Consider the following 23,105-nt stretch of genomic DNA (forward strand, 5'->3'; position numbering starts at 1 on the left):
CACTGCCATGCACACCGGGATCTTCCGCTTATTTTTGCTCACACTGCTACTGGCCTTCGGTGGCCAGGCTATGGCGTCGTCCTGTGCAGAAAAGCACGAAGCCCCAGCAGTATCCACCTCCGCTGAAGCCCCCCACTGTGACGGGACAACTCCTGCCAACTGCAACGACAGCCACGCATCCAGCTGCACGGTAGAGTGCAGCTGCTGCGCAGGGCCCGGCACCAGCTCTGCGGTAAACACCCCAGACAAAATCCCCGCTGACGGTCGCAACCTACAGGTCACCGCCTACCGGGAATTTAATTCCTCCCCTGACCCGGAAATGGCCCTGCGCCCACCCATACTGCGCATTTAACAGGGCCCGTGTGCCTAGGGCATACGCGCTTCCCCCAGCTTTACCCCCAATATTTTTTATAAATACCCGCGCGCCTGTGTGCGCCCAAATATCATCACCGGAGTTGATATGAACCGTTCAATTTTGCTGGCTATTGCCGCGCTACTGACAACCCTGGCCCTGAGTGCCTGTGCCGAAGACACGGCCCCAAAAAAGGAGGCGGTGAGCCTGACCACTTACAAATCCGCCACCTGTGGCTGCTGTAAAATTTGGGTCGAACACGCCCAGCAAAGAGGCTTTGATATCGTCGCGAAGGATGTCGATGATCTCAACCTCGTGAAAAAACAGCACCATATCGCACCACGCTATCAATCTTGCCACACCACAGTGTCAGAACAGGGCTATGTTTTCGAAGGGCATGTGCCGGCAAAGCTGGTACAGCGTTTCTTACAAAACCCACCGCACAATGCCATTGGCCTCGCCGTGCCGGGTATGCCCCTGGGCAGCCCCGGTATGGAAGTGGGAGACCGCTTTACGCCCTATCAGGTCATGCTGCTTAACAAAGATGGCAGCAGCGAAATTTACGCCGAATTGCATACGGCACAGGAGCAGTTTTAACAGGGACCTCAATGACCGAGCGCCTGCGCACCGCATCCGTCTCAAGGCGTACTTTCGTCACCGGCCTCGGAGCGGGTGCCCTTCTACTGGGGGGGCGCTCGCACGCAAACCCACCCCCGCCGGCAACCCTGCGCGGTAACCACTTCGATCTATCGATCGGCTCACGCCGGGTAAACCTTACCGGGCGCGAGCGACAGGCCCTGACGGTTAACGGCAACCTGCCCGCTCCCATTCTGCGCTGGCGGGAGGGGGACATCGTCACCCTGGATGTCCACAACCGGCTCCCCCGCAGCGCCTCCCTACACTGGCACGGCGTCCGGGTACCCAGTGATATGGACGGCGAGCCGGGCTTGAGCTTTGGCGGTATCCAGCCGGGACAAATTTTTCGCTACCGTTTCCCGCTACGCCAAAGCGGCACCTATTGGTATCACAGCCAATCCGGGTTGCAACAACAGCGGGGACTCTACGGGGCAATCGTCATTGACCCCTTATCTCCAGAACCCTTTTCCCACGAGCGGGATTACGTTGTTGTCCTATCCGATTGGAGCGATGAATCCCCTCAAACGATTTATACCCACCTAAAAAAAGACCCGTATTACTACAACAAGCAGCAGCGCACGACTGCGGATTTATGGCGTGAGGTACACGCAAAAGGGCTGGCGCAAACCTGGCGAGACCGGCATCAGTGGAACTGGAAACAGATCTCCGACCACAATATATCCCTGGTTACAGGGGAGACTTACACCTATCTGATCAATGGGCAAACGCCCGAGGCCAATTGGAGCGCTCTATTTAAACCCGGAGAAAGAGTCCGCCTGCGATTAATTAACGCGGCCTCAATGACCTTATTCGACCTGCGTATCCCGGGCCTGAAAATGAAGGTGGTGGCAGCCGACGGGCAAAATATCGAACCCATTAGCGTCGATGAACTGCGGATTGGCAACGGCGAAACCTATGATGTAATTGTCGAACCGCAAAGCGAACAGGCCTACAGTATCTTCGCACAGTCGATGGACCGCAGTGGCTATGCGCGAGGCACCCTAACCAGTGATATACGCCTGCGCGCAGAGATTCCCACAATGGATCACCGCCCCATACTCAGCCGACAGGACCTGGGGCTGACGGAAAAACCCGCAGAGACAGGCGCGCATTTTAAAACCCATCGAACCACTCAGGATGAAAACCACTCCAGCTCGCCCAGCGCGACGGCTACCGGGGGCTGGTTTCACGAAAACCTCGCCGCCGCAGGGCTCGGCAGCAATAGTCCCATCGCGCATCAACCGAGTGAATATAGCTTCCGGGTGGATCATCGCGCGCAGGCGCCGGAAAACGGTATCACCGATCCCGGTATAGGGCTTAGAGAGCACCAACAGCGCTATAACCGTCGCGTGCTGACTTACGCCGACCTGCGCAGTGCCAACCCTACGCAGGATCGGCGCGAACCGCAGCGGGAATTGCAACTGCACCTGACCGGCAATACTGAACGCTACCTGTGGTCGATCAATGGGGAAACATTTCACGATGCCAGTCCACTGCAGTTTCGCCACCAAGAGCGACTGCGCATTACCCTGGTCAATGACACCCCCTTCCCTCAGCCCATGCATTTACACGGTTTGTGGAGTGAGCTGGAAAGCGGAGACGGCGAGTATTTACCCCTAAAACACACTGTGATCGCGCAACCCGGATCTAGCATCAGCTATTTGGTCAGTGCCGATACCTATGGCCGCTGGGCACTACACAGCCAAATGCTGTACCAGCGATCCGCTATGTATCGGGAGGTGCGCATTGTTTAACTTAGCCACAGGCACAGTGGCGGCACTCTGGGCAATCACCATCCCCGCAAGCTATGGCCAGACGGGGCCCCAGCAGCGACTGTACAGTGGACAATCCCTAAGCGATAGCCAGGCAGAGAACCCCATAGCCAAGGTCAGCCTCGACTATGTAGAGCTGCGCGGTAATAACGGCGGGGAAATCGGCGGCGACTTCAGTTATGGCGGGGAGCAGAACAAACTGGTGGTAGCGCTCAATTATGAGCGAGGCGATGGAGAAACCGATAAGAATGAGCTGTGGGGGCTTTACAGCCGGGCAATTTCCGCTAAGTGGAACTTTCTTCTCGGTATTCGCCACGACTTTCAACTTGAAACCGCGAGTAGAAACTGGGCCGCGCTTGGAGTTTCCGGAAAAACCCCCTACGCCCTGCAAATGGATGCAGTCTTTTTTTATGGGGAAAACGGCAATAGCGCATTCCGCCTGGAGGGCGAATATGAAATAAAACTGGCACAGGCGTGGACTTTACTCTCCAATATCGAATTAAATTTTTTTGGCCAGAATGATAGGGGCCGGGGTAGTGGCTCGGGCTTATCTGAAGTAGAAGTCGGCCTGCGACTGCTGTATGAAGTCAGCAAAAACTTTTCTCCTTACCTAGGTGTTCACTATGAACGGGAAGTGGGCAATGCTGCCGATTTCGCTCGAGAGGAAGGTGGCGACGTAGATTCAACCGTATGGGTATTGGGATTTAGAGCTTGGTTTTGAAAAAATCCAACTTTTTATATCTATACAAGTTGTACCACTTAACATCAGCTGTAATCAACTTTACCGCCTCCCCAATCTGTCATAGCATCCAATAGATCTTAATCGCCTTTTTAAAAATATTTAAATTCAGCAAGGATGCCGGTGATATGATCTTCCCCCGAATACTGTTAATCGCAGTTTCCCTACTGTGTGTGGGCCTATCAGAAGAACCTGAGAGTCCTCAGAGCCATTCTTCTGTTAACACGACCAAACACCTGAGTTATGGCGATGAAATTCTTTTCTCATCCAAAATCCTGAGTCGCGAAATACCAATCAACATATATTTACCGCAAACGTTCCATCAAGCATCAGAGCAGCATAGATACCCAGTTATCTTTATTAATGGCTCTCACGGCAAAGAATTTTTCCACGCCTTAACCGGGATAGTAAAGCATCTAAGTGGCGTAGAACGTATGCCGGAAAGTATTGTAATCAGCCTTAATGATGGCGGCGATGAACCGGAAACCTACCTACATGGAATGTGGAAGCATACTACAGAGGAGAAATTTAGCGCCCAGGGAAACCCTGAGACCTACAGTGAATTTCTAACTGAAGAACTATTTCCATATTTAAAAGAAAATTACCGCGCGCTCGACAATCGAATGATTATTGGTATTTCAACTAGCAGCACCTTCCCTCTCTACACCCTAACTAACAAACCTGGATTATTTCAATCTTACTTCTTTTTATCTGCGGCTGATATATTTGGCATGGGGCCCACCTCAGAAAGTACTTTTATTGATGAAATTGCCAAAAGTATGCAAACCTCGCCAAACAAGATCAGTGCTTTTTATTTCGCCATGGCCGACAGTGATATGCGTAAAGATAAGCGCTATAAAAAAATCTTAAGTCAAATTAACACCAAGCTGTCACCTTACGCGAAAGAAAACTTCAGGCTGAAAATAGAAATACTCAACAACGAAAATCATTACGGTGCCTTTATAAAAGCTGCACTATCGGCTATTGAGCTTAACTATCCCCACGAAGAATGGTCCGCAAATTATCGAGAATTGATATCCCAGCCTGGTGACGCCTTGCAAAATATCGATCATTTCTATCAATCACACTCACAGAAATATGGCTTCCCTATTTTACCCAGGGCCACACGCTGGAGAAATGTTAACCAATTAAGCTATATCTCCAATTTGTTACTGAAAGATGGTCGCATCCAAGAAGCTATCAGTATCGCAAGGCGATGGGTGGAATACCAGCCAAATTCTATTGATGCCCACCTAAGCTTGGCCCAGGCGTTACAACAGAACAACGAAATTCTAGAGGCTTCTGATGCTCTGAAGAAAGCACTAGAAATTTCTCACAGCCAGGATAAAAGTAAAACGGCGGCGATAAATCGGCAATTAGCAGAACTCAAACTCAACTAGCATACAATTAAAATTTTTATTTGCCAAAAATAAAGGGGGATAAATATATATGGATTTCACCAGCGCTTTTCAATTCACTGACGGGGATTCTGGACAACTGTCAATCCATGAAATTTTCGTGCATTTATTGGCCCATGGCAGTAATCATCGAGGAATGGCATCGCGGACGCTATCTTCGAAAGGCCTGGAAAGGCCAAAAGATAGTTTTACCCGCTTTCTACACGAAGTTGAGCCTGAGAGACGGATGGCAGCTGCTATTACCGAATAAAATAAACTCTATGCACTAAAGCGAGCCGGTTTTAACTTCCAGCTCGCCCACAGAAAGCATGTCGATATCTAAATCCAGCAGCATCCAGGTTCTAATATCAAATTCACCAAACCTCTCTACTCACTCACCAGGCGTAAATCCATAACCATCGCCATCTCATCTTTCCACCAAGCCTTCGTTGTAGCTGGCGAATGCAGGCGAACAGCCTCTCCGATAATCGGCGTTACCAAAGTGACACCCTGATCTTTTGCCGCCACCTGTGCACGTTCCAAAGGTTCATACCAGTCGTGCAGGGCAAGATCAAAAGTGCTGTTGTGGATAGGTAGCATTGCCCGCCCACCGAGATCCAGGTGTGCCTGTACGCTCTGTTCAGGCGTCATATGAATCGAACTCCAAAGCTGGTTGTAAGCACCCGTTTCCATCAGTGTCAGATCGAACGGGCCAAAGCGCTCACCAATTTCGCGAAAACCACTAAAATAGCCACTGTCACCACTAAAGAATATACGTCCCTCACGTCCCTCTATAACCCAGCTGGCCCACAGCGTTGAGTCTTTATCGGTAAGGCCACGCCCGGAAAAGTGTTGAGCTGGGGTCGCGGTAAACCGCAAACTCCCCAGAGCAAAGGATTCCCACCAGGCCAACTCCTCAATTTTTTCCGCCGGAATTCCCCAGTCGCGCAAGTGCTGCCCCACTCCGCTAGGCACCACAAACTGCTCCACCTTATCCCTAAGTGCTCGAATACTGTTTTTATCCAGGTGGTCGTAGTGATCATGGCTGATAACGACCACTTTAATAGAGGGTAAGTCGCGAATCTCTATAGGTAGTGGATGGAAACGTTTTGGGCCCATCCACTGTACCGGAGATGCGCGCTTGCTAAACACCGGATCTGTCAAAATATACTGATCATCCATACGAATTAGCACGGTGGAGTGCCCCAGACGGTAGACGGCACTCTCAGCTTCCGGGGCCCTGAGCTCTGTAGTGGGAATCTGGCGCAATGGCATCGGCTTAACCGGCGCGGGGGCAGCCCGATCTGCCTTGATATAGGCGGCAATCATATCGATCATGCCTCCACCGCTGACCTTATAGTCAACATCACTATTGCGGAACTTCTTTGCCTGATTTGTACAGCTACCAAAAAGACTTACCGACATAACAATCACTCCTGCCAGAATCCACCAGCGCTTCTTCATTGCACTCACCATGTAAACTATACAGTGCAGTGTATAAACTAACTATAAAAAAGTAAACTATTTAGTGTAAAATAGTGCGCGAAGTAACTCGCCAGCAAAGGAACCCGCCGGCCCCCATTCAGTAGAGACATCCATGACTGAAAAGAAACCGACCCGAAGTGAGCTAAAACGCCAAGCCATTATTGATGCCGCCAAACAGGCCTTTCAGGAGCTAGGGGTGCAAAACACCAGCATGGACGAGCTGGCAGCCCGCGCCCAAGTATCCAAGCGCACGGTATACAACCACTTCGCCAGCAAAGAAGCCCTGGTGATGTATTTGATCGGTGAGCTCTGGCAACAGGCCACCCGTTCTTCCGGCTGCGACTATAGCCCGGACAGTGATATGCAAACGCAACTGTGCACCTTACTGGAGCAGGAGATCAAAACGATCTGCAAGCCGCAGTATATTGAGCTAAATCGAATGGCCTTTGACTACTTCTTCCATCAACCGGATGCCTTGCACAAGGAGATGGAGAAATATAAAGCCCATGAAACCGGAGTACAGCGCTGGATTAAATCTGCCGTCGCCGACGGTCGACTAAAGCCACTCGATATAGAAGTCGCCAGTGGACAGATTCACAACCTGATTAAAGGCGGCTGCTACTGGCCACAGCTGTTGCAGCTTTCCACCCCTCCGAGCCCCGCAGAACAGGTAGCACTTGCCGAGCGCACTGCGGCTATGTTTTTAAGTTATTATCAGGCCTAAACCTCTCCCGGTGGCTGAGTTTTTCTCGGCCACTGCCTGTTGTGACCTAATACTTCCGGACACTGCTAGGCGCTGATTTTTTATGGCTGCTACTACAGCATGTACTCCCGAAGGGCTTTCGGCGAGTACGTAATTACGGCTTTCTGCATAGTAATGCCAAACGATTATTGCAGCTTGTACAGCTGACCCTCAAAGTTGTTCTTAAAACGCTCAAACCAAGAAGTCGACCGTCAATGCGTTGCCCAAAGTGCAGTGCCCCCATGCAGTTTGTACAAGTCTTTAGCCGGGGCTGGCTCTCGGGCTGATGAGCAATCTTCTAGTAAAATATTGCCACTTACCAACAAGGAGGGAATAAGGGTTCAGTAGAAAACACTACATCCATTGGCACCAGAGAAGCCAAGGCTGGCGATCGTCTTTAAAAAATTGAACGATAACAAATTCCAAAATGTTCCACACTCCCAAAAAGATATTTTCTTATAAAGAGCGAGTCGGTCGCTACGGGCTTGTCCAACAACAGGATAGATCGCGGCTGCGCGCGATCTATCCTTATTCGTTATGCAATTATTCTTAAAAACCCAGTGATGCCACATGAAGATTGCTCACAAGTGGAACGGAATCTTGGCCGTTATTACTGCCCACTTTATGGCGAATTTTCCTGCTGTCCGTTTCTACGGATTTGGCGCCGCCAGCTCTTAGAGCTTGATGCAACTCAGACTTTGAAATCTTAGGGTTTATGCTTGAGCTGTATACGTGGATATTGATGCCGGATTGAATGCCGAAATGGTTGCAAGTTCCAATTAAAGCTCTGGTTGTATTTTCATATAATGACATATTTAGCTTAACCAGCAATGGCATGTTGCCTTCATTCTGGCCCTCAACATTTAGATTTTTTATATAAATATTGCTGAGTATGTCCTTGGGTTTGACCTGATAAAATTGAGTTGCAATTGTTACGGCGTCAATGATATGACTGGTGCTTGTTCCGTCAACACCAAATACCCATATTTCATTGTCAATTAAAGCTGCTTCCTTAATTGATTTTTTAGGCGTGGGTAAAATGGTGATACGCTTACTGCATATTTTGCTTTCCAAACAGATAGTTTGTCGTATGCAGTACGTAAACGTATTCTCTCTCTTGATTGCCATTCAAAACTAATGTGGCTCAGTTTTAAATTTATTCTTCTGGCTTCCTTCCGCTAATGTCATTGCTCCCTTTGACATGGCTATTCAGTCTCCAAATACATTCCTGATACAAATACCCCAGTTACCACATCGTTATTCGCTTTTGATTTTTCATAGGATTCTACGGTTTCGTAGAGTTCATCGTCATCCGATTCCCAGCTTTGATGACTGTAATCAACAACTGCGAGGATGGTATCTACTTCAACGTGCTTATCTCGTAATGCCATCTTGAGCAGGTCTATAGCATCTTCTGCTGATTTGGCAGGAACTATTGAGCGACCGTAATACCATTCGCTACCGTCTTGCTCATAGGAGCTCTCCGGTGCAATTTTGGCCTTCGTATCAACCACCCAAAACTTAGACATTGACTTTATCCCTAACGCCACAATAACCGAGCGGAGCTAAGTGTGTTATTGTGAGCAAGGCGAACCACGCTTAGCGGAGTCCGGTTGATTGTTTTGTTAGTGCTGTGGACATACGCTCCTCAATTACTTTTAAAGCGGCTTTATTACCAGTTTTCTTCTTTAATTCGGGTAATCTCCTAGTACCAATACGCTTATCAGCAGCTCTGAGTATATTTATAAGCCCCCAACAATCATTTTCAAAAACCTTTTTCATGATTTCGTCTTTGGGGGTATCAATATATTCCCGAATCAAATTTGATATATCTGGTATATCAGTTTCATAAGGATACCACTCTGTTGGTTTCCTATCCGGGTGTGTCTTACCTACAAAATCTTTTGGATAATCCCAGATTATATCTTTTCCGAGAGTTATCCAGTAGCGAGGGCAACTCGTACTCCCCATTTGAGAATCCATTCGATAGGAACGACACTGCAGTTGAAATTTAAGCCCCTCTGCACGAAGTAGGTAAAACTCTTTTTGTAATTTACTCCACGGCTTCGACATTTCTTCCTCTTGGTAGCACGTAGTGGTAGGACAGCCGGTTACCGACTGCCCCCACGCAGGTCCGGACGTGCGGAATTACCGCATCCGGCTCCTCAGTTATATTATTTACCGCGCAGCTAAATCCTATTAAAGCTATTCACTCCTCCCATCTTCGCCTTTTCACCCAATGACTGAAGTGTATAAACTCAGATTCAACTGAATGTAATGCTTGCACTTTTGTTTTCATACAATATCCAGCCCTACATGTCCGGTGTATGTATCGACTGCAAGCTCAATATAACTGCCAGCCCCTTCGCCCTGTAGACGGCTTTCCCGCCCTCCGACTACTATGAGCTGGTCCGACTCCCAAGACACCATCGTTCGTCTCGCTTATTCAGCTACACTGCCCTACCCATTCCTTTGGGAGTTACCTTGGGTCTCACAAGTTCTCATTACATCTCTGTATGTATGCCACGGCTTAAGAACTCCGCTAGATCTCCACAATCTTGCCATTCAGGTAGCGAAAACAAATTCACTCCTGAGTCGATTGCTTTGCATGGACTTCGACCACGTTACAAGCCTCGTCACCTAGAATTTGCATTTCGAAGCGATACCAGCACTTCAGGAGCGCGCACTCCCTATGGCCTACATATTTCTCTGTCTACGCTTCACGTTGATTGTTCGCTCGTGCATCCTGCCTCTCAAATACTCCTAATTTAAAGCTCCGCACAACGCGCAAGACTCGATACTGGTGAGTGGCTAACTCTTACCAAGCTGGGACTTTCACCCAGCAAGATGCAACAAGCTTCGCTTGTCGCACTAACGCCGCAAGCAAAGGCGAGCGATAGCGAGTCCAGCACCGAAGTGCGATTTTCGGCTTGCTTTGTTAAGTTTGTCATTCCGGCTCATACTGCTCCCATTTATTGTTTTCTCTTGACTCCAACTGCCAACTTTTGTACGTACTTTTGTTTGAGAAAAATGCATGCGATATAAACGGGCCGTGAATCACAGCTTCTTTGGAATGGATTTTGTCTTCTCCAAGCATGGCTATGTGCTCGCAGTAATCCCGAACTCCCTCATTAGAATAATACGTAAGATACTCGTTTACCAAAAGGGCCGCATTTTCGGGGCATTTCGCACGCACCAAGAAGTTTGTATCTGGACCATCTGGACCACGTTCAAATTCATCTAGCACTTCATTACCCCATCTTGAAACCATGTAAATATTCAAAATACCCCTCAAGAACTTAGCCATGAAGGCAAGCGTGGAAAATGCGCGAGCATTTTACATCACCTGACCTGACTGGTTAGCTTTATATTTTTTCGACAACAGCATCCCATGAAACGGACTCCCCTGTGATTACATCTATTTTAAAAAAACTATCGTGATGCCCAATTACAACCGGGATTTTAGTGAGTTCTATACTAGCGGATTTCCATCTCTCGCAAATCCATCTCTCAACGATTCTTGAAGCTGATCCCCAAGGCTCAATATCTTCATATTTTTCATCATTGTATATCTCCGATGGCACTACCACGTATTCGAATTCGTTCGAGAGTATCCGCTGAGATTTTCCTTTGAATTTTTTAGCAGACTCCATGGCACATGCAAAAACTGGAAAATCTTCATCAAAATGAGGGGAATCATACGCTATGAGAAACACCTCTGCAGATGCCGCAAAACCACCTGCAACCAATTTCTCTAATTCCCTTTCAAATGGACTTTCAACACTTTGGAGGTGCTGAAGAATCAGCCTTTCAAATTCTACTTCTAAATTTTCCATTTATATTTGCTAACGCCTTGCATAGCCGCATTTTTGGAGGAGCCCGTTTGCGCCATCAAACACAAAAAGGAGCGACGGGAAAATGTCGACTGGTGCAACTTGTTAGCTGTTTTTGAAAACATGATTTCTTGAGTCATTCCTAAAAATTAACCTCCATGCTGCTACCAGAAGGATACTTTAATTCGTATTTATCAGAGCTTTTAATTCCAATTTGGGCTACATCTAGTACGCTATTTCCTGAAAATGTATTCCTTGACAAAATATCGACTACGATATCCACATCTGACTCAGGATTCTTCGAGGACAAGTAGATAACCATTATATAGTCTCCTTCGTCCAAATAATCATATCCGTCATCAGTTATTGTTCCTCCTGAATGCAACTGAATTTTATTAGGAATATCGTAACGCATATCCGTATCAGGATTCTCTAATTTCCTTGGATCTAGTCTTATTGCTATTACGCCCATAAATTTCTACACGTTTGGCTAGTACAGCTAACGCCTACAGCAGAGGCAAACCGAAGCAAAGCGTAGGTTTGTCCTGCTGGCTGTAATTGTTAGGGTTACCTTTCACTCGCGAACCAGCACTTTTTTAGTATTGGGATTGAAGTACACGTGCTTAACCAACTTAAAATTATCTTTCCCGACTTTGATTTCCCATACCTGCTCACCAGATTTGGCAAAATCTTTGTAGCCTTCTGACCAAGAAATACGTTCAGGATAAAGTACACACCAAGAAGTTTCTTCAAACAATAATGCACGCAATATATGAAGTTGAGCTTCAACTTCTGGTTCTGCCTCACCAACATAATCGGTAGGCAAAGGAGGGCAACTAATACCTTTTCGTTCCTCTCCTATCGTATAAGTACAAATTGATAACAAAAGGTAACTACTCACCCCCTACCGATTTAAATACGGCCCGAAAGCGCCATCTGAATTGCAATCAAAGGGTTATGGCCTTTGTTAGCCATAGTTTGTAAATAGCTCGAAATGCGACAATAGGCCTGTGCATAGTGTGCCGATCGAAAACAACCAGATACTTTTTGCTTAACCTTTGACATGCGCAGGTCCCTTTCCGCACGATTGTTGGTAAAGGAGACGTGGCTCTCTTTGGCAAACAATAAAACCGCCATTTCGTAATTTTTCAAGCGTTCCCATAGATTATGCGCATCGGTCTTCGCCATTTTGCCGCGCTGGCCTTTGGGTTTAGCTGGAATCTCGGGTAATTCCTGCTCACCTCTAGCAATAATTTCCCGATACTGCTGTTGCAGAACAGCGTATTCCTTTTTAATCAGTTTTTTGCGTTTTCTCACCGAGACTATTTTGCAGGTGGCTTGCAGTAAGCGTTTCATATCATTCGCCCACTCATACCCATTGGCATCAACGATAAAGGTCAATTCACGCAACAAATGCGAGCCACACAGGCCATGCCCACAGTGGGTATAAGACAAATACGAGGCCCAGCAGTCATGAATAATGACGCCCCCATAGCGTGGTATGATATCAATGTGTTCAATTGCTTCCTTACCGCGACTTCGGTGTAAAAACTTGAGGGTAATATCTCCGGAGGCATACACATGAATCCAATGATTCTTTTGCTCGACCCTCAGGGAGGTTTCATCTACGTTAAGCGAGGGATTTTGCAATAATTCCTCAAGAGCTGATTGCTCCCAGTCCGCCAGGGCTTCATGTAGTCGCAGGACAAATTTCAACAGAGTAGCTTCTGATATCACTTGCCCGATCATGGCTTTAACCGCCTTCTGCACCCGATTTAAGGCGATCATTTGACAGACCAACAGGTTGATCGCGTAGGCTTTCAGGCCATTGCCGTATTGCAATGGTCCCGCCATATCGGCAGGGAACTCGCCTTTCACGGTATGGGTGCAAGTGGGGCAGGCTTTTACTTCGGCATCGACATGCTCGACTACTTTTTCAAACTGAATATCAATACGAGTGCGTCGTTCATGACTTAAGCACGGGACGCTTGTTAGGTCTTCGCCGCAGTCACTGCAGTAGCGGACTTCGCTGATGGAGATAGTTTCTGTGATGCGATGGTTATCAGCGGCCTGAACGGCTTCTGTTTTCCCTTTCCCCTTACTGCCTTTATGGGGCAATGCGGATTCATCTTTGTCCGTTTGGGAGGATGGCTTGCTGGAGTTTTTATTCGTCTTGGCCGTTTTTTTCTCCAGAAAAATGGCGAGTATCAACTCTAGCAGAGTAAACACGCTTTGCAGCAGCAGGCGACTTTCCTGGCTTAACAACTTCTCGGCACACTGGCGCTGGAACTCGGCTTTTAGGCGATCCATTTCCTCGCGCACAGAAGTTTTGTTAATGTTGGCCATAACCGAAAAGTGAACCCGTTATCTCGAAGGTGTAGGATATCACAAATTTTGGCGTGTCTCAGATCGTTGCGGATAACAATAAAGCGAGTTTACTTAGAGCATTTGTCTCAGCTTTTCTGTTTCTTTGCTTTAAAAAATCTGATAGTTTTTTTGATGAGGTGGCAGTTAGGGGTGAGTAGTTACAACAAAAGTAAACAAAAAATCACCCTCATTCCTGACTCCTTGTAACTCTAACGCCTTGCGCACGGGCAGACAAACCGTAGGTTTGGTTGTCCAGCCGCGTAGCGGCGATTGTGCCGCAATTGGTTATGTGTAGTTAGCAGCCACATGCGATTTTTTTGCCTTCACTCGCATTCATACCGTTGGTTTCATAGCCATCTTTGCGCCACCAATCCAGGCCGCCCAGTAGCTCTTTAACCTCAAAGCCTAATTCTGCCATTTTTAGAGCGCCTTTTGTGGATGCGTTGCAGCCGATACCATCGCAGTAAGTGACATAAAGCTTGGACTTATCAAGATTTGATGTTGTCTCATGGCTCATGGTTCTATAGGGAATGTTTATTGCTGTAGGATATGCTCATCTTCATAAGAACTTTCTGCCCGAGCATCAATAACAATTACGCTCTCTCTATTATTAATTGCCTCGCCAAGATCCCATGAGTCGGTTTCGTAATTTAGTTTTGTTTTATAGAAATCGATTTGATCCATCACTTTACTCCTGGTTTTACACATAACGCTTTGCCTGTGTTTTATACACATATTTGAATCCTATTCAAAGTCTCATACAGAGAAATAGCCTAATTTCCCGACTGGAATGGATGAAATTTAACCGTCTATAAGACCAAAAGCGCTTGAGTTTTACGCTAAATCTAGCGCTTTCCCTGGAGTAGAGCGCATATTGATTAAACAATCACCAGTATCCCTCTCTACTTAGGTATCTGATCTTGCCTGTAGTAGATAGAGTTGAAGCTCTCAATACTCTTGTAGAGCTTATCAGAGTAGTAATTTTCACTGGTTCACTTGTGTATAAAACTTAGCGCTTTGCTAATGGGAAAATACTGCGTATTGGCCGGAACGGCCAGCAGTAATTTTCCCAGTGAGTTTACGAACGAAATTTAGCAACTTGTTAGCACTACAACGTATGCAAAAAATGATCAATTATCGACTGCCTAATTTCTGGTGCAGTTTCTTGACTGAAACCGTGACCCGTTGGATAGGAATGATGAACGACAGAATACTTGAAGTGATGTTCTTTCAGGTAGTTAACAATATCATTAGACATTTTCGTTGAAGGCCATATATGATCTTTTTCCGCAGAAATAAGTAAAATTGGACCATTGATTTTTTCAAAGGCAAACATAGCCTTCTTAACATTTTCCTCGTTTTTTAATGCTGCTATAAACCTGTCTAATAGGGGAGCATCTTTATCAAGTTCTAAACTTAGTGCAGGAACATCTTTTCCGTTTAACGTCCAAGCTGAACTTGCCGTTGTCATACCATACCAAGCGACTTTACTTGGCGTGGTTACAGCTAAAGATTTTATTCGTTTATCATGAGATGCAACTAAAAAAGATAACTCTGAGCCTCTTGAACCACTGACAAATCCAATTCTTGACGAATCAATTTCTGGAACTGTTTCTAAATAGTCTATTGCATTAAAGGTATATTCCAATGGAATATGATCCAGTGTTTTCGATATGCCATCTTCTTTAAAAAAAGCAAGACCTAACACCGCAATACCATGTGGCGCAATCATTTTTCCATTTGAATCGCCCGTGCTGATGCCTCCTTCAGAACCACCAATAGCGATAACCACGGGAACCTTTTTATCGGTTACAGGGAGATAAAGATTTGCAACGAGATTTTTATAATTTACCTTTTTTACAATGTATTCATAATCTTTCGCATTTGCTTGATTGACTAAGAAACAAAAAAAGATAAAAAGACAAGTTGATTTAATACGCATAATTTTCCTTTGTAGTGCTAACGCCTCAATAACCGGCAGCTGGAACGAAGCGAAGCGTAGTGTAAGCTGTCCGGCGCTGAAGGCGCGAAGTTCATTGATTTGTTAAGTATGTCTACGCCCACCATTCGCAGTAATTCTCAAAATCACTAGAATCAGGATCTAATATCTGTACATAAAAGCCTGACTCGAGATTGAGTTTTTGAATAACAGCCCTAACCTCAGCTGAGGTTACTGCACTCGAAAAATCAAAAAGGAAAGGTAGAATATCATTATCTTTTTTCCATTCACTTTCGAGATCTTTAGCAACTTCCAAACCAGAGTCCCAGCCGCCCTCATACATGTTCGCATAGTCATAAAGGCCCCATGCTGCAATGTCATCGGTGGCAGCATTATCACCTGACTCGTAAAAAGATATTTCCACTTTAGCGTGCCAAGGAAACACCCCTATATCTATGAGCTTTATTTTCTTATCTGATAGGCCTTGCCTGTTTATTTCAAAATATTCCAGCAGCGCTTTCTCGATTTTCTCAATACTATATTCCATAGCCACCTTAATACTTAACGCTAAGCCTGTGTTTTATACACATATTTGAATCCTATTCAAAGCCTCATACAGAGAAATAGCCTAGCTTCCCGACTGGAATGGATGAAATTTAACCGTCTGTAAGACCAAAAGCGCTTGAGTTTTACGCTAAATCTAACGCTCTCCCTGGAGTAGAGCGCATATTGGTTATATAATCACCAGCATCCCTCTCTACTTAGGTATCTGATCTTGCCTGTAGTAGATAGAGTTGAAGCTCTCAATACTCTTGTAGAGCTTATCAGAGTAGTAACTTTCACTGGTTCACTTGTGTATAAAACTTAGCGCTAAGCTTTGGGGCGGACTGCGCAGCAGGCCGTCCCAGCAGCCGAAGGCTGTGACAACAGCGCCTTGTTAAACGTTTCAGCTCTCATAATAGCGCCGCAACAATTAAGGTTGTAAATATAAATGCTATAGGCGCCACGCCCGCTAAACCCCAGCCATATTTTTGAGCGATAGAGTTGTTTTTGGCTGCTTGGCCTTTGCTAATGGCAATGCAACCTGCAATTAGTGAAACTGTAGAAAAACCCATAAGCCAAAACGGCCCAGTAACAACCGCCCAAAAGGCTGCGGTGTTTAGAGCAGGAATAATTGCATGCTCAGGAAGTTCTCCCCTACCTAAAACCACTGTTACCACTAAAAATAACATGGTGGCCCAGCTTATTGATACTACGGTTCTTTCCATATTTACGTTTAACGTCGCTAGCAAGGGCAGCCGAAGCAACGCGTAGGCTGTCCAGCCCAGCCCCGGAGGGGTTGGGCGAGCTTGACTAGCCTGGTTATGGCTGGCGCGCACTGAACCACCTGCTTGCTCTCTACCAGCCAACTTTGGCTGGCCACTGCCCGATAAATTTAAAGGGGAAAATACCATACTTTCCCAACCGGTTAACTATCTGATTGGCACTCCATGATGGCGTAGCTGGCTTGCAGGGCTTGCTGACTTAAAACGATGGCACTGGAACGAAACTGCAGTACCAAATTGCAGGAAAACTCTCAGAAAAAAGTGCTCAGATAGAGATTGATGCTTGCAGCAGCTACAGAACATCTGAAAATCGGCCGCCACAATAACGCCGCTAGCAAGGGCAGCCGAAGCAACGCGTAGGCTGTCCAGCCCAGCCCCGAAGGGGTTGGGCGAGCTTGCCTAGCTTGGTTATGGCTGGCGCGCTCGGGACCGACTACTAGCACTTTGCCAGCCATAGTTTGGCTGGCCGCTGCCCAATATTTACGAGGGAAGAATACCGCACTTTCCCTAACCAATTCTTATCTTACTGGCACTCCACGAAATTGCAGCGGACTGCCCACCTCTACCACACTTGAGCAAATACCCTAGGAACGAAACTGATTGAATAGCAACCAGTAAAAAGGGCTCAATACCGGCTGCAATTTAGTGGCACTAAAGCTTCAGTTACCACGAAAAATCAATGAAGCCGACCGCCACAATAACGCCCACGGCAGGGGCGGGTTACCTTATGTGCGTTTTGCGCGAAAATGGGAGCGAAGCGACCGCGCAAAACGTGCATAAGGTAACCCGTCCCGCAGAGGCCCGAAGGGCCGGAGCTTCACTGCCCGTGATTGTTATGTGGGTTACCCTCGGTCCGCCGGGTGGTTTACACCATCGTAGGTTGGAATACCTTCTACCTTTAGCGGGTTTATACCCTCTAGACACGCAACATTGAACCCGTATTGAGTTGGATTGGAGCGTCTCTGATGATGTGTGTAAACTCCGCACTTACCGCAGAAATAGTGTTTCGCTGTGTTGGTATTGAATTGATAGAGTTTCAAATGCTCCTGTCCTTCTAAGACAGTAATACCATCTAGCGAAACTGACGCAGCAATTGCGCCTCTCCTACGGCATAAAGAACAATCACAACGCCGAAGATCTATAAGGCCATCAGGTAGATCCAGCTCAATTTTTACAGAGCCGCAATGACATGAGGCTAAATGCTTTGGCTGAATTTTTACCCCATCAACCTCTTTTAGATTTAGGCTCATGACTCATTCCTTTTTGCTCACATAACGCCGCCAACACAGGCGGCCGAAACGTAGTGTAGGCTGTCCAGTGCAATGCGCTTTTTGCATTGCACGATTGTGCTTGGCCTTGTTAAATGATTTTTTGCTTATGCACATGGATAAAGCTTTTCTAACGACTTCATTATTGCGGCATTTGCGGGAATTTTGTGTAGCTCGCTATCGGATATAATATTTGGAACTACAGATTTCAATTCGTCTAAGTATGTTGCTTTACTTTTGGTGCAGTATGCACGAATAACACCATTTGAAGATGCATCACCAATCTCGCCGAACTTTTCCATTACTTCTGGGTTGCTGTAATCTAAATCACTCATTTTGTATGGATGCATAATTCCAGCTTGATACGCATAGTTATAATTTTTTACAACGCCAATGTAAAAGCCAAGGCAATAACCAAAACCTTCAGACTTCTGGTTATATATGCTTGCGCTACAAATATCGGCGTAGTCTTTTCCAATTCCAAAAGGATCGGCATATATGGAGTGAGAATATCCAACAAAAAGGTAAGCCGAAATTACATAAATCCATTTTTTCATTATAAATCTCCATAGTTTGAGCTTGGTTTCATTTAACGCCGCCAGCAGCGGCCGAGTGAAACGAGGTCCAGCGACCGCAGGGAGCGATGCTGGCTGGCCTGGTTAGATGTTTTCATTGAATTTGGCATTTACAGATGTGAAATACATTGTTGCGATTATAGCGCCATCTGATAGCGTAATAATTGATGACAGGGCAGCCTCTATTGGTGAAAGCACCATAATGCCATCAAATAGCCCAGCAAATGTAAAAACAATAAGACAAACAACAAATGCCGTACGAGCGATTTTTTTATAGAAGTACAAACCAGCCGAAATGACTAACCAAAGTAGCAACGTAAACCAATAATAAGCTTCACTTTGGGGAAGCTTTGAACCGAAGCCACCTAAATCGAGAATTTGTAACTCATCATTGGATAGCCACATATAATCTATAAACGGCATTGACCAAAATACTATTGCTAGCAATGCGCCAGCAACAACAAGTATTCGAAATAATGACCCCATTCTATGAATCCTTAATACATCTAACGCCGCTAGCAAGGGCAGCCGAAGCAACGCGTAGGCTGTCCAGCCCAGCCCCGAAGGGGTTGGGCGAACTTGCCTAGCCTGGTTATGGTTGGCGCGCTCGGGACCGACTACCAGCACTTTGCCAGCCATAGTTTGGCTGGCCGCTGCCCAATATTTACGAGGAAAGAATACCGCACTTTCCCCAACCAATTCCTATTTTACTGGCACTCCACGAAATTGCAGCAGACTGCCCACCTCTACCACACTTGAGCAAATACCCTAGGAACGAAACTGCTTGAATAGCAACCAGTAAAAAGGGCTCAATATCGGCTGCAATTTAGTGGCACTAAAGTTTCAGTTACTACGAAAAATCAATAAAATCGACCGCCACAATAACGCCCGCCGCACAGGCGAGCAACTTGTTGCGAGTCCAGCGCACGAAGTGCGCGCTTGTGCCGGCTCTTGTTAGAGAGCTAGCGCACTACCGGCACTGACATGAAACGGTTCCCCAACAACCTCAACTGCTTCTGGAACAGGCAAGTTGTTACCACAACAGTCTATTTCAATGTATTCAACCATTCCTGATTTTCCTGAGAATATTAGGATCTCTAACGTTTTACCGGCTTCTGCAAGATTAAAGTTTGCCTCAAAAATTACACCATATTTACCTGGAACTGCAATTGCTTTGGTGAAAGCCGGGACCAGGACCTTGAAACTATTACAACCGCACTGACAGAACTCAGAAAACACGGCTTTATCGAGGTGATTCTTTAGCGCTGGTGCATCAGGGAACTGACATCTCTCTAAAATAAAGTTAATCCAATCCCGCGCCCTATGTTCGTTATTCATTGGTTCTCTAACGTTGCCAACAGGGGCGGCCGAAGCATAGCGTAGGCCGTCCAGCCTGCTTGGCCTGGTTATGTGGTTGGGGGTATATCAGAATGCTCGCCATTTTTAATTACCGCACGCATAAAATCAACTAAGTGCACTAATACCAAAGCTATTAAAACCCCTATGAATTCAGCACCAAGAGGTATTATTTCATCTTTCCCAAGTAAGACGCGAATCAACCCTACAAGAACTATTGAAGCACACAATGTAAAAATAAGCTTAAGTAAGTGTCTGATAAAAATTTTACCGCAACCACCTGCTTTAAACCCATCAATGACATCAATCATATTTCCTACTCATTGACACATAACGCTTTGCCTGTGTTTTATACACATTACTTAAATCCATTTAACACCTCTGCTGCTTCAATATAATGGAGTAACTTAGCATATCCTTGCCAAACAGTTTTAACCCCTGGCTCGCCATCCCCTTTACGTCCTAGAAATCCTCCTAGACCTGCCAGCATACGCGTTATATCTCTTATGCTCGGAGGTATGTTTGGCGGGGAACTTTTATCTCGCATCATCCATACCATGCGCCATTCTTTTTCAGAGTAAGCACTCGTACATGGTTCACCAGGAAGACTTCTTGCTTGTGTAGTTATCGAATGTAGTCGCCATCCAATAATCATATAGATCGCAATACAATTCAACATTCGCTGCTCTGTTCTAAAACGATTACTTTCTATCTGGCATCCGCCTTTTACCACCCGAAAATAGGTTTCAATTTCCCACCGGCTTCGATACCACTCAATGATAACTCTCGCCTGCTTATAGCCTTCAACTGGAAGATCAGTTAACAGCATCCACTCAATGCCTTTTTCACCCTCTGGTGGGTTCAATTCTTTAGCCAATACAGCATAGAGAGAAAGTGGTCGTTTAGATTTTCCTTTTCCAAGTAGCCGTATCTCAGTAGTGGATACGCTGACTTTGGCTTTTCTTCCAGGTTCTCCATTCCGTTTGGGAATGTCTACCGTGTATAGACCAACAGATTTCTGCTCATTCATATGATCCCAAAGTAAAACCGTTTCTTCTCCATCGAGCTCTAAAGTGCGATTGGCCTTAGCTCGAACAATATAGCTCGCCCGCCGCTGTTCACTTTGTTCTTCAGCCAGCTGAAACCACTCATGAATATCACCCTCTCTATCAGCAATACTCACAATTGTGCTTTCAGGGCAGCGCTCTTGTATCTGACAAGCCGTTTCGTAATGGTCTAGCCAGCGTCGACTCTCCTTATCCTTTATCGACTTTGTATAGCGGGAATTAGAACTTGATTCCTTATCTCTCTGCCACATACTACCTTCAACAACACCCAAATTAATTCTGGATGGTGTTATCGCGATGGAGGTGTGCAAGAGTTGTTGGTTGGTCTCTTTACGCCTAAGTGTTCCCATCTCTTTACTTTCTAGGTCAGTGGCAAAATTTAGAAAGGTAGTATCTTGTGGGATAAGAACAACAGGCTGCGCCTTGATTCTCTCAAGAGTTGCCGATTTATGGCCGCTCATAATAGAGTCAAAATTGACTTTATCATTTTCGATAAAGCGATAAGCTGCAAACGTTTCTGCCCAAGTTTGGTTTGCACAAGGAATGCTATTCTTTGGGTCGGAGCTTAAATTACTAAGAATATTAGACAAGCGCTTATTCAAGCGTGTATCACCCATAACCTGATTTTTTACTTCGTCCATGACCCAGTCCTGCATAATTATCCAGCCAAATCTGTCGTTCTTACTGGGCTAAACTGTAACTTATTGATTTATATAATAAAACTGAAAAAACTTGTGTATAAAACTTAGCGCCGCGCTCTGCGGAAACTTAGGAGCGCTAGCGAGTAAATTTTCCGTAGCAGCGCCTTGTTATAGCTTTTACTTGACCATATGAAAATCATCATGATGTAACCATATCTTCATTAAATCAGGGCCAAGCTGGCTGGTGTAGCCGTTGTTGTAGTGTTGAGGGTGTGAGGCTAATGAATCATCATCTGTTCTATCATTTAAATCGTCGCAGAACTCTACCACCCCTTTAAATTTCGAGCATACAGCGTAACAAAGTTCAGCCAAACATTTATGATCTTTGAGATCATTGCAGTTTGCAGATATGTGGATTTTGTTCTTGGCTATTATTGAGGCCAAACCTTGTAAATGCGAATATTCCTTTATCTCTTCTGGATAATTCCAGCCAAAGCCAAACAAGAAAGAGCGTCCTTTGTATAAAATACCATTGCCATGGAATTCCCCGCCTAGTTCTTGGACGAAGGCGACGAAGTCTTTCTTAATTCCATCATCGATATCATAACCGACAATTATATCTGATATTGGTCCCATGTCAGATTCTCGGAGAGCTATAACGTTGCCAGCAAGGGCAGCCGAAGCGAAGCGTAGGCTGTCCAGCCCAGCCTCCGGCTGGGCGATCTTGCCTGGCCTGGTTATAGCTGGCGCGCACTGAACGACCTACTTGCTCTCTGCCAGCCAACTTTGGCTGGCCACTGCCCGATAAATTTACAGGGAAAAATACCATACTTTCCCCACCAATTAACTAGCTGATTGGCACTCCACAATGGTGCAACTGACTTGCAGGGCTTGTTGACTTAAAACGAAGACACTTGAACGAAACTGCGGTGTCAGCTTGCAGGAGAAATCTCTGCCGAAGCGTGTTCAGGTAGAGATTGTTACTTGCAGCAACTACAAACCATCTAAAAATTGACCGCCACAATAACGCCGCTAGCAAGGGCAGCCGAAGCAACGCGTAGGCTGCCCAGCCCAGCCCCGAAGGGGTTGGGCGAGCTTGCCTAGCCTGGTTATGGTTGGCGCGCTCGGGACCGACTACCAGCACTTTGCCAGCCATAGTTTGGCTGGCCGCTGCCCAATATTTACGAGGAAAGAATACCGCACTTTCCCCAACCAATTCCTATTTTACTGGCACTCCACGAAATTGCAGCGGACTGCCCACCTCTACCACACTTGAGCAAATACCCTAGGAACGAAACTGCTTGAATAGCAACCAGTAAAAAGGGCTCAATACCGGCTGCAATTTAGTGGCACTAAAGCTTCAGTTACTACGAAAAATCAATGAAGCCGACCGCCACAATAACGCCGCTAGCAAGGGCAGCCGAAGCAACGCGTAGGCTGTCCAGCCCAGCCCCGAAGGGGTTGGGCGAGCTTGCCTAGCCTGGTTATGGCTGGCGCGCTCGGGACCGACTACTAGCACTTTGCCAGCCATAGTTTGGCTGGCCGCTGCCCAATATTTACGAGGGAAGAATACCGCACTTTCCCTAACCAATTCCTATCTTACTGGCAATC

The 23,105-nt window shown here is 46.2% G+C and carries 27 protein-coding genes and 2 pseudogenes; 7 read left to right on the forward strand and 22 right to left on the reverse strand.

Translation table 11 applies throughout. The annotated features are described in order from the left end of the window. The first annotated feature begins 7 nt into the window (after window positions 1-7). From ACJJIF_RS11940 to ACJJIF_RS11960, 5 genes are all read left to right on the forward strand, one after another. The gene (locus tag ACJJIF_RS11940; RefSeq protein ID WP_444928575.1) at window positions 8-352 is read left to right on the forward strand and encodes a hypothetical protein; all 345 of its coding nucleotides are present in this window, start codon (window positions 8-10) and stop codon (window positions 350-352) included. Window positions 353-460: 108 nt separating this feature from the next. Continuing rightward, window positions 461-949, forward strand: a complete 489-nt coding sequence (locus ACJJIF_RS11945; protein ID WP_444928576.1) for a DUF411 domain-containing protein — start codon at window positions 461-463, stop codon at window positions 947-949. Window positions 950-960: 11 nt separating this feature from the next. Next, window positions 961-2,742: a copper resistance system multicopper oxidase gene (locus ACJJIF_RS11950; protein ID WP_444928577.1), complete on the forward strand. Its 1,782-nt coding sequence runs from the start codon at window positions 961-963 to the stop codon at window positions 2,740-2,742. Next, window positions 2,735-3,481 (forward strand): copper resistance protein B, encoded by a 747-nt coding sequence (locus ACJJIF_RS11955; protein WP_444928578.1) that lies wholly within the window; start codon window positions 2,735-2,737, stop codon window positions 3,479-3,481. The genes ACJJIF_RS11950 and ACJJIF_RS11955 overlap by 8 nt, the downstream gene beginning before the upstream one ends. A gap of 146 nt (window positions 3,482-3,627) precedes the next feature. Beyond that, entirely contained in the window at window positions 3,628-4,899 is a 1,272-nt protein-coding gene (locus tag ACJJIF_RS11960) for an alpha/beta hydrolase (protein WP_444928579.1), read from the forward strand. Window positions 4,900-5,283: 384 nt separating this feature from the next. Here the strand turns inward: ACJJIF_RS11960 and ACJJIF_RS11965 are convergent, their stop codons facing one another. Beyond that, window positions 5,284-6,360, reverse strand: coding sequence for an MBL fold metallo-hydrolase (locus ACJJIF_RS11965; RefSeq protein WP_444928580.1), 1,077 nt, complete (start codon window positions 6,358-6,360; stop codon window positions 5,284-5,286). Window positions 6,361-6,493: 133 nt separating this feature from the next. Between ACJJIF_RS11965 and ACJJIF_RS11970 the strand changes: the two genes are divergently transcribed. After that, on the forward strand, window positions 6,494-7,105 hold the full coding sequence (locus ACJJIF_RS11970; protein ID WP_444928581.1) for a TetR/AcrR family transcriptional regulator: 612 nt from the start codon (window positions 6,494-6,496) through the stop codon (window positions 7,103-7,105). Window positions 7,106-7,161: 56 nt separating this feature from the next. Next, window positions 7,162-7,410 (forward strand): annotated as a pseudogene (locus tag ACJJIF_RS11975) (transposase); the annotation flags it as partial. Between the two features lie 262 nt (window positions 7,411-7,672). Here ACJJIF_RS11975 and ACJJIF_RS11980 read toward each other — a convergent pair. The 21 genes and pseudogenes from ACJJIF_RS11980 to ACJJIF_RS12080 all read right to left on the reverse strand — a co-directional run bounded on the left by ACJJIF_RS11980 (window position 7,673) and on the right by ACJJIF_RS12080 (window position 22,130). Further along, window positions 7,673-8,197, reverse strand: coding sequence for a hypothetical protein (locus ACJJIF_RS11980; RefSeq protein WP_444928582.1), 525 nt, complete (start codon window positions 8,195-8,197; stop codon window positions 7,673-7,675). A 131-nt stretch (window positions 8,198-8,328) separates the two neighbouring features. Next, window positions 8,329-8,652 (reverse strand): hypothetical protein, encoded by a 324-nt coding sequence (locus ACJJIF_RS11985; RefSeq protein ID WP_444928583.1) that lies wholly within the window; start codon window positions 8,650-8,652, stop codon window positions 8,329-8,331. A gap of 70 nt (window positions 8,653-8,722) precedes the next feature. Beyond that, complete coding sequence (locus ACJJIF_RS11990; RefSeq protein ID WP_444928584.1) at window positions 8,723-9,196, reverse strand: SF0329 family protein; 474 nt, start codon at window positions 9,194-9,196, stop codon at window positions 8,723-8,725. A gap of 874 nt (window positions 9,197-10,070) precedes the next feature. Next, window positions 10,071-10,406 (reverse strand): hypothetical protein, encoded by a 336-nt coding sequence (locus ACJJIF_RS11995; RefSeq protein ID WP_444928585.1) that lies wholly within the window; start codon window positions 10,404-10,406, stop codon window positions 10,071-10,073. Between the two features lie 82 nt (window positions 10,407-10,488). Then, window positions 10,489-10,959 carry a hypothetical protein gene (locus tag ACJJIF_RS12000; protein WP_444928586.1) on the reverse strand — a complete coding sequence of 157 codons (471 nt, stop codon included), beginning with the start codon at window positions 10,957-10,959 and terminating at the stop codon, window positions 10,489-10,491. 139 nt (window positions 10,960-11,098) lie between these two features. Further along, a complete protein-coding gene (locus ACJJIF_RS12005) occupies window positions 11,099-11,428 on the reverse strand; it encodes a hypothetical protein (protein WP_444928587.1) in 330 nt (109 codons plus the stop codon). Between the two features lie 102 nt (window positions 11,429-11,530). Continuing rightward, window positions 11,531-11,857: a hypothetical protein gene (locus ACJJIF_RS12010; RefSeq protein WP_444928588.1), complete on the reverse strand. Its 327-nt coding sequence runs from the start codon at window positions 11,855-11,857 to the stop codon at window positions 11,531-11,533. Between the two features lie 11 nt (window positions 11,858-11,868). Further along, window positions 11,869-13,302, reverse strand: a complete 1,434-nt coding sequence (tnpC, locus tag ACJJIF_RS12015; protein WP_444928589.1) for an IS66 family transposase — start codon at window positions 13,300-13,302, stop codon at window positions 11,869-11,871. A 316-nt stretch (window positions 13,303-13,618) separates the two neighbouring features. Next, a complete protein-coding gene (locus ACJJIF_RS12020; RefSeq protein WP_444932398.1) occupies window positions 13,619-13,741 on the reverse strand; it encodes a rhodanese-like domain-containing protein in 123 nt (40 codons plus the stop codon). After that, a pseudogene (locus tag ACJJIF_RS12025) lies at window positions 13,742-13,840 on the reverse strand (hypothetical protein); the annotation flags it as partial. It abuts the gene before it with no gap. Window positions 13,841-13,857: 17 nt separating this feature from the next. After that, window positions 13,858-14,007, reverse strand: a complete 150-nt coding sequence (locus ACJJIF_RS12030; protein ID WP_444928590.1) for a rhodanese-like domain-containing protein — start codon at window positions 14,005-14,007, stop codon at window positions 13,858-13,860. A gap of 424 nt (window positions 14,008-14,431) precedes the next feature. Further along, window positions 14,432-15,265, reverse strand: coding sequence for an acyl-CoA thioester hydrolase/BAAT C-terminal domain-containing protein (locus ACJJIF_RS12035; RefSeq protein WP_444928591.1), 834 nt, complete (start codon window positions 15,263-15,265; stop codon window positions 14,432-14,434). A gap of 112 nt (window positions 15,266-15,377) precedes the next feature. After that, window positions 15,378-15,809, reverse strand: a complete 432-nt coding sequence (locus ACJJIF_RS12040) for a hypothetical protein (protein WP_444928592.1) — start codon at window positions 15,807-15,809, stop codon at window positions 15,378-15,380. Window positions 15,810-16,215: 406 nt separating this feature from the next. After that, window positions 16,216-16,716 (reverse strand): hypothetical protein, encoded by a 501-nt coding sequence (locus ACJJIF_RS12045; protein WP_444928593.1) that lies wholly within the window; start codon window positions 16,714-16,716, stop codon window positions 16,216-16,218. A gap of 713 nt (window positions 16,717-17,429) precedes the next feature. Then, window positions 17,430-17,837, reverse strand: a complete 408-nt coding sequence (locus ACJJIF_RS12050) for a GFA family protein (protein WP_444928594.1) — start codon at window positions 17,835-17,837, stop codon at window positions 17,430-17,432. A gap of 125 nt (window positions 17,838-17,962) precedes the next feature. After that, window positions 17,963-18,412, reverse strand: coding sequence for a hypothetical protein (locus tag ACJJIF_RS12055; RefSeq protein ID WP_444928595.1), 450 nt, complete (start codon window positions 18,410-18,412; stop codon window positions 17,963-17,965). A 102-nt stretch (window positions 18,413-18,514) separates the two neighbouring features. After that, window positions 18,515-19,129 carry a hypothetical protein gene (locus ACJJIF_RS12060; protein ID WP_444928596.1) on the reverse strand — a complete coding sequence of 205 codons (615 nt, stop codon included), beginning with the start codon at window positions 19,127-19,129 and terminating at the stop codon, window positions 18,515-18,517. 255 nt (window positions 19,130-19,384) lie between these two features. Then, entirely contained in the window at window positions 19,385-19,768 is a 384-nt protein-coding gene (locus ACJJIF_RS12065; protein WP_444928597.1) for a hypothetical protein, read from the reverse strand. Window positions 19,769-19,836: 68 nt separating this feature from the next. Next, complete coding sequence (locus ACJJIF_RS12070) at window positions 19,837-20,097, reverse strand: hypothetical protein (RefSeq protein WP_444928598.1); 261 nt, start codon at window positions 20,095-20,097, stop codon at window positions 19,837-19,839. Window positions 20,098-20,144: 47 nt separating this feature from the next. Next, the gene (locus ACJJIF_RS12075) at window positions 20,145-21,509 is read right to left on the reverse strand and encodes an IS4 family transposase (RefSeq protein ID WP_507021909.1); all 1,365 of its coding nucleotides are present in this window, start codon (window positions 21,507-21,509) and stop codon (window positions 20,145-20,147) included. 162 nt (window positions 21,510-21,671) lie between these two features. Next, window positions 21,672-22,130, reverse strand: coding sequence for a DUF6368 family protein (locus ACJJIF_RS12080; RefSeq protein WP_444928600.1), 459 nt, complete (start codon window positions 22,128-22,130; stop codon window positions 21,672-21,674). Window positions 22,131-23,105 lie beyond the last annotated feature (975 nt).

Source organism: Microbulbifer regidiadema (SeqCode) (assembly GCF_052467605.1).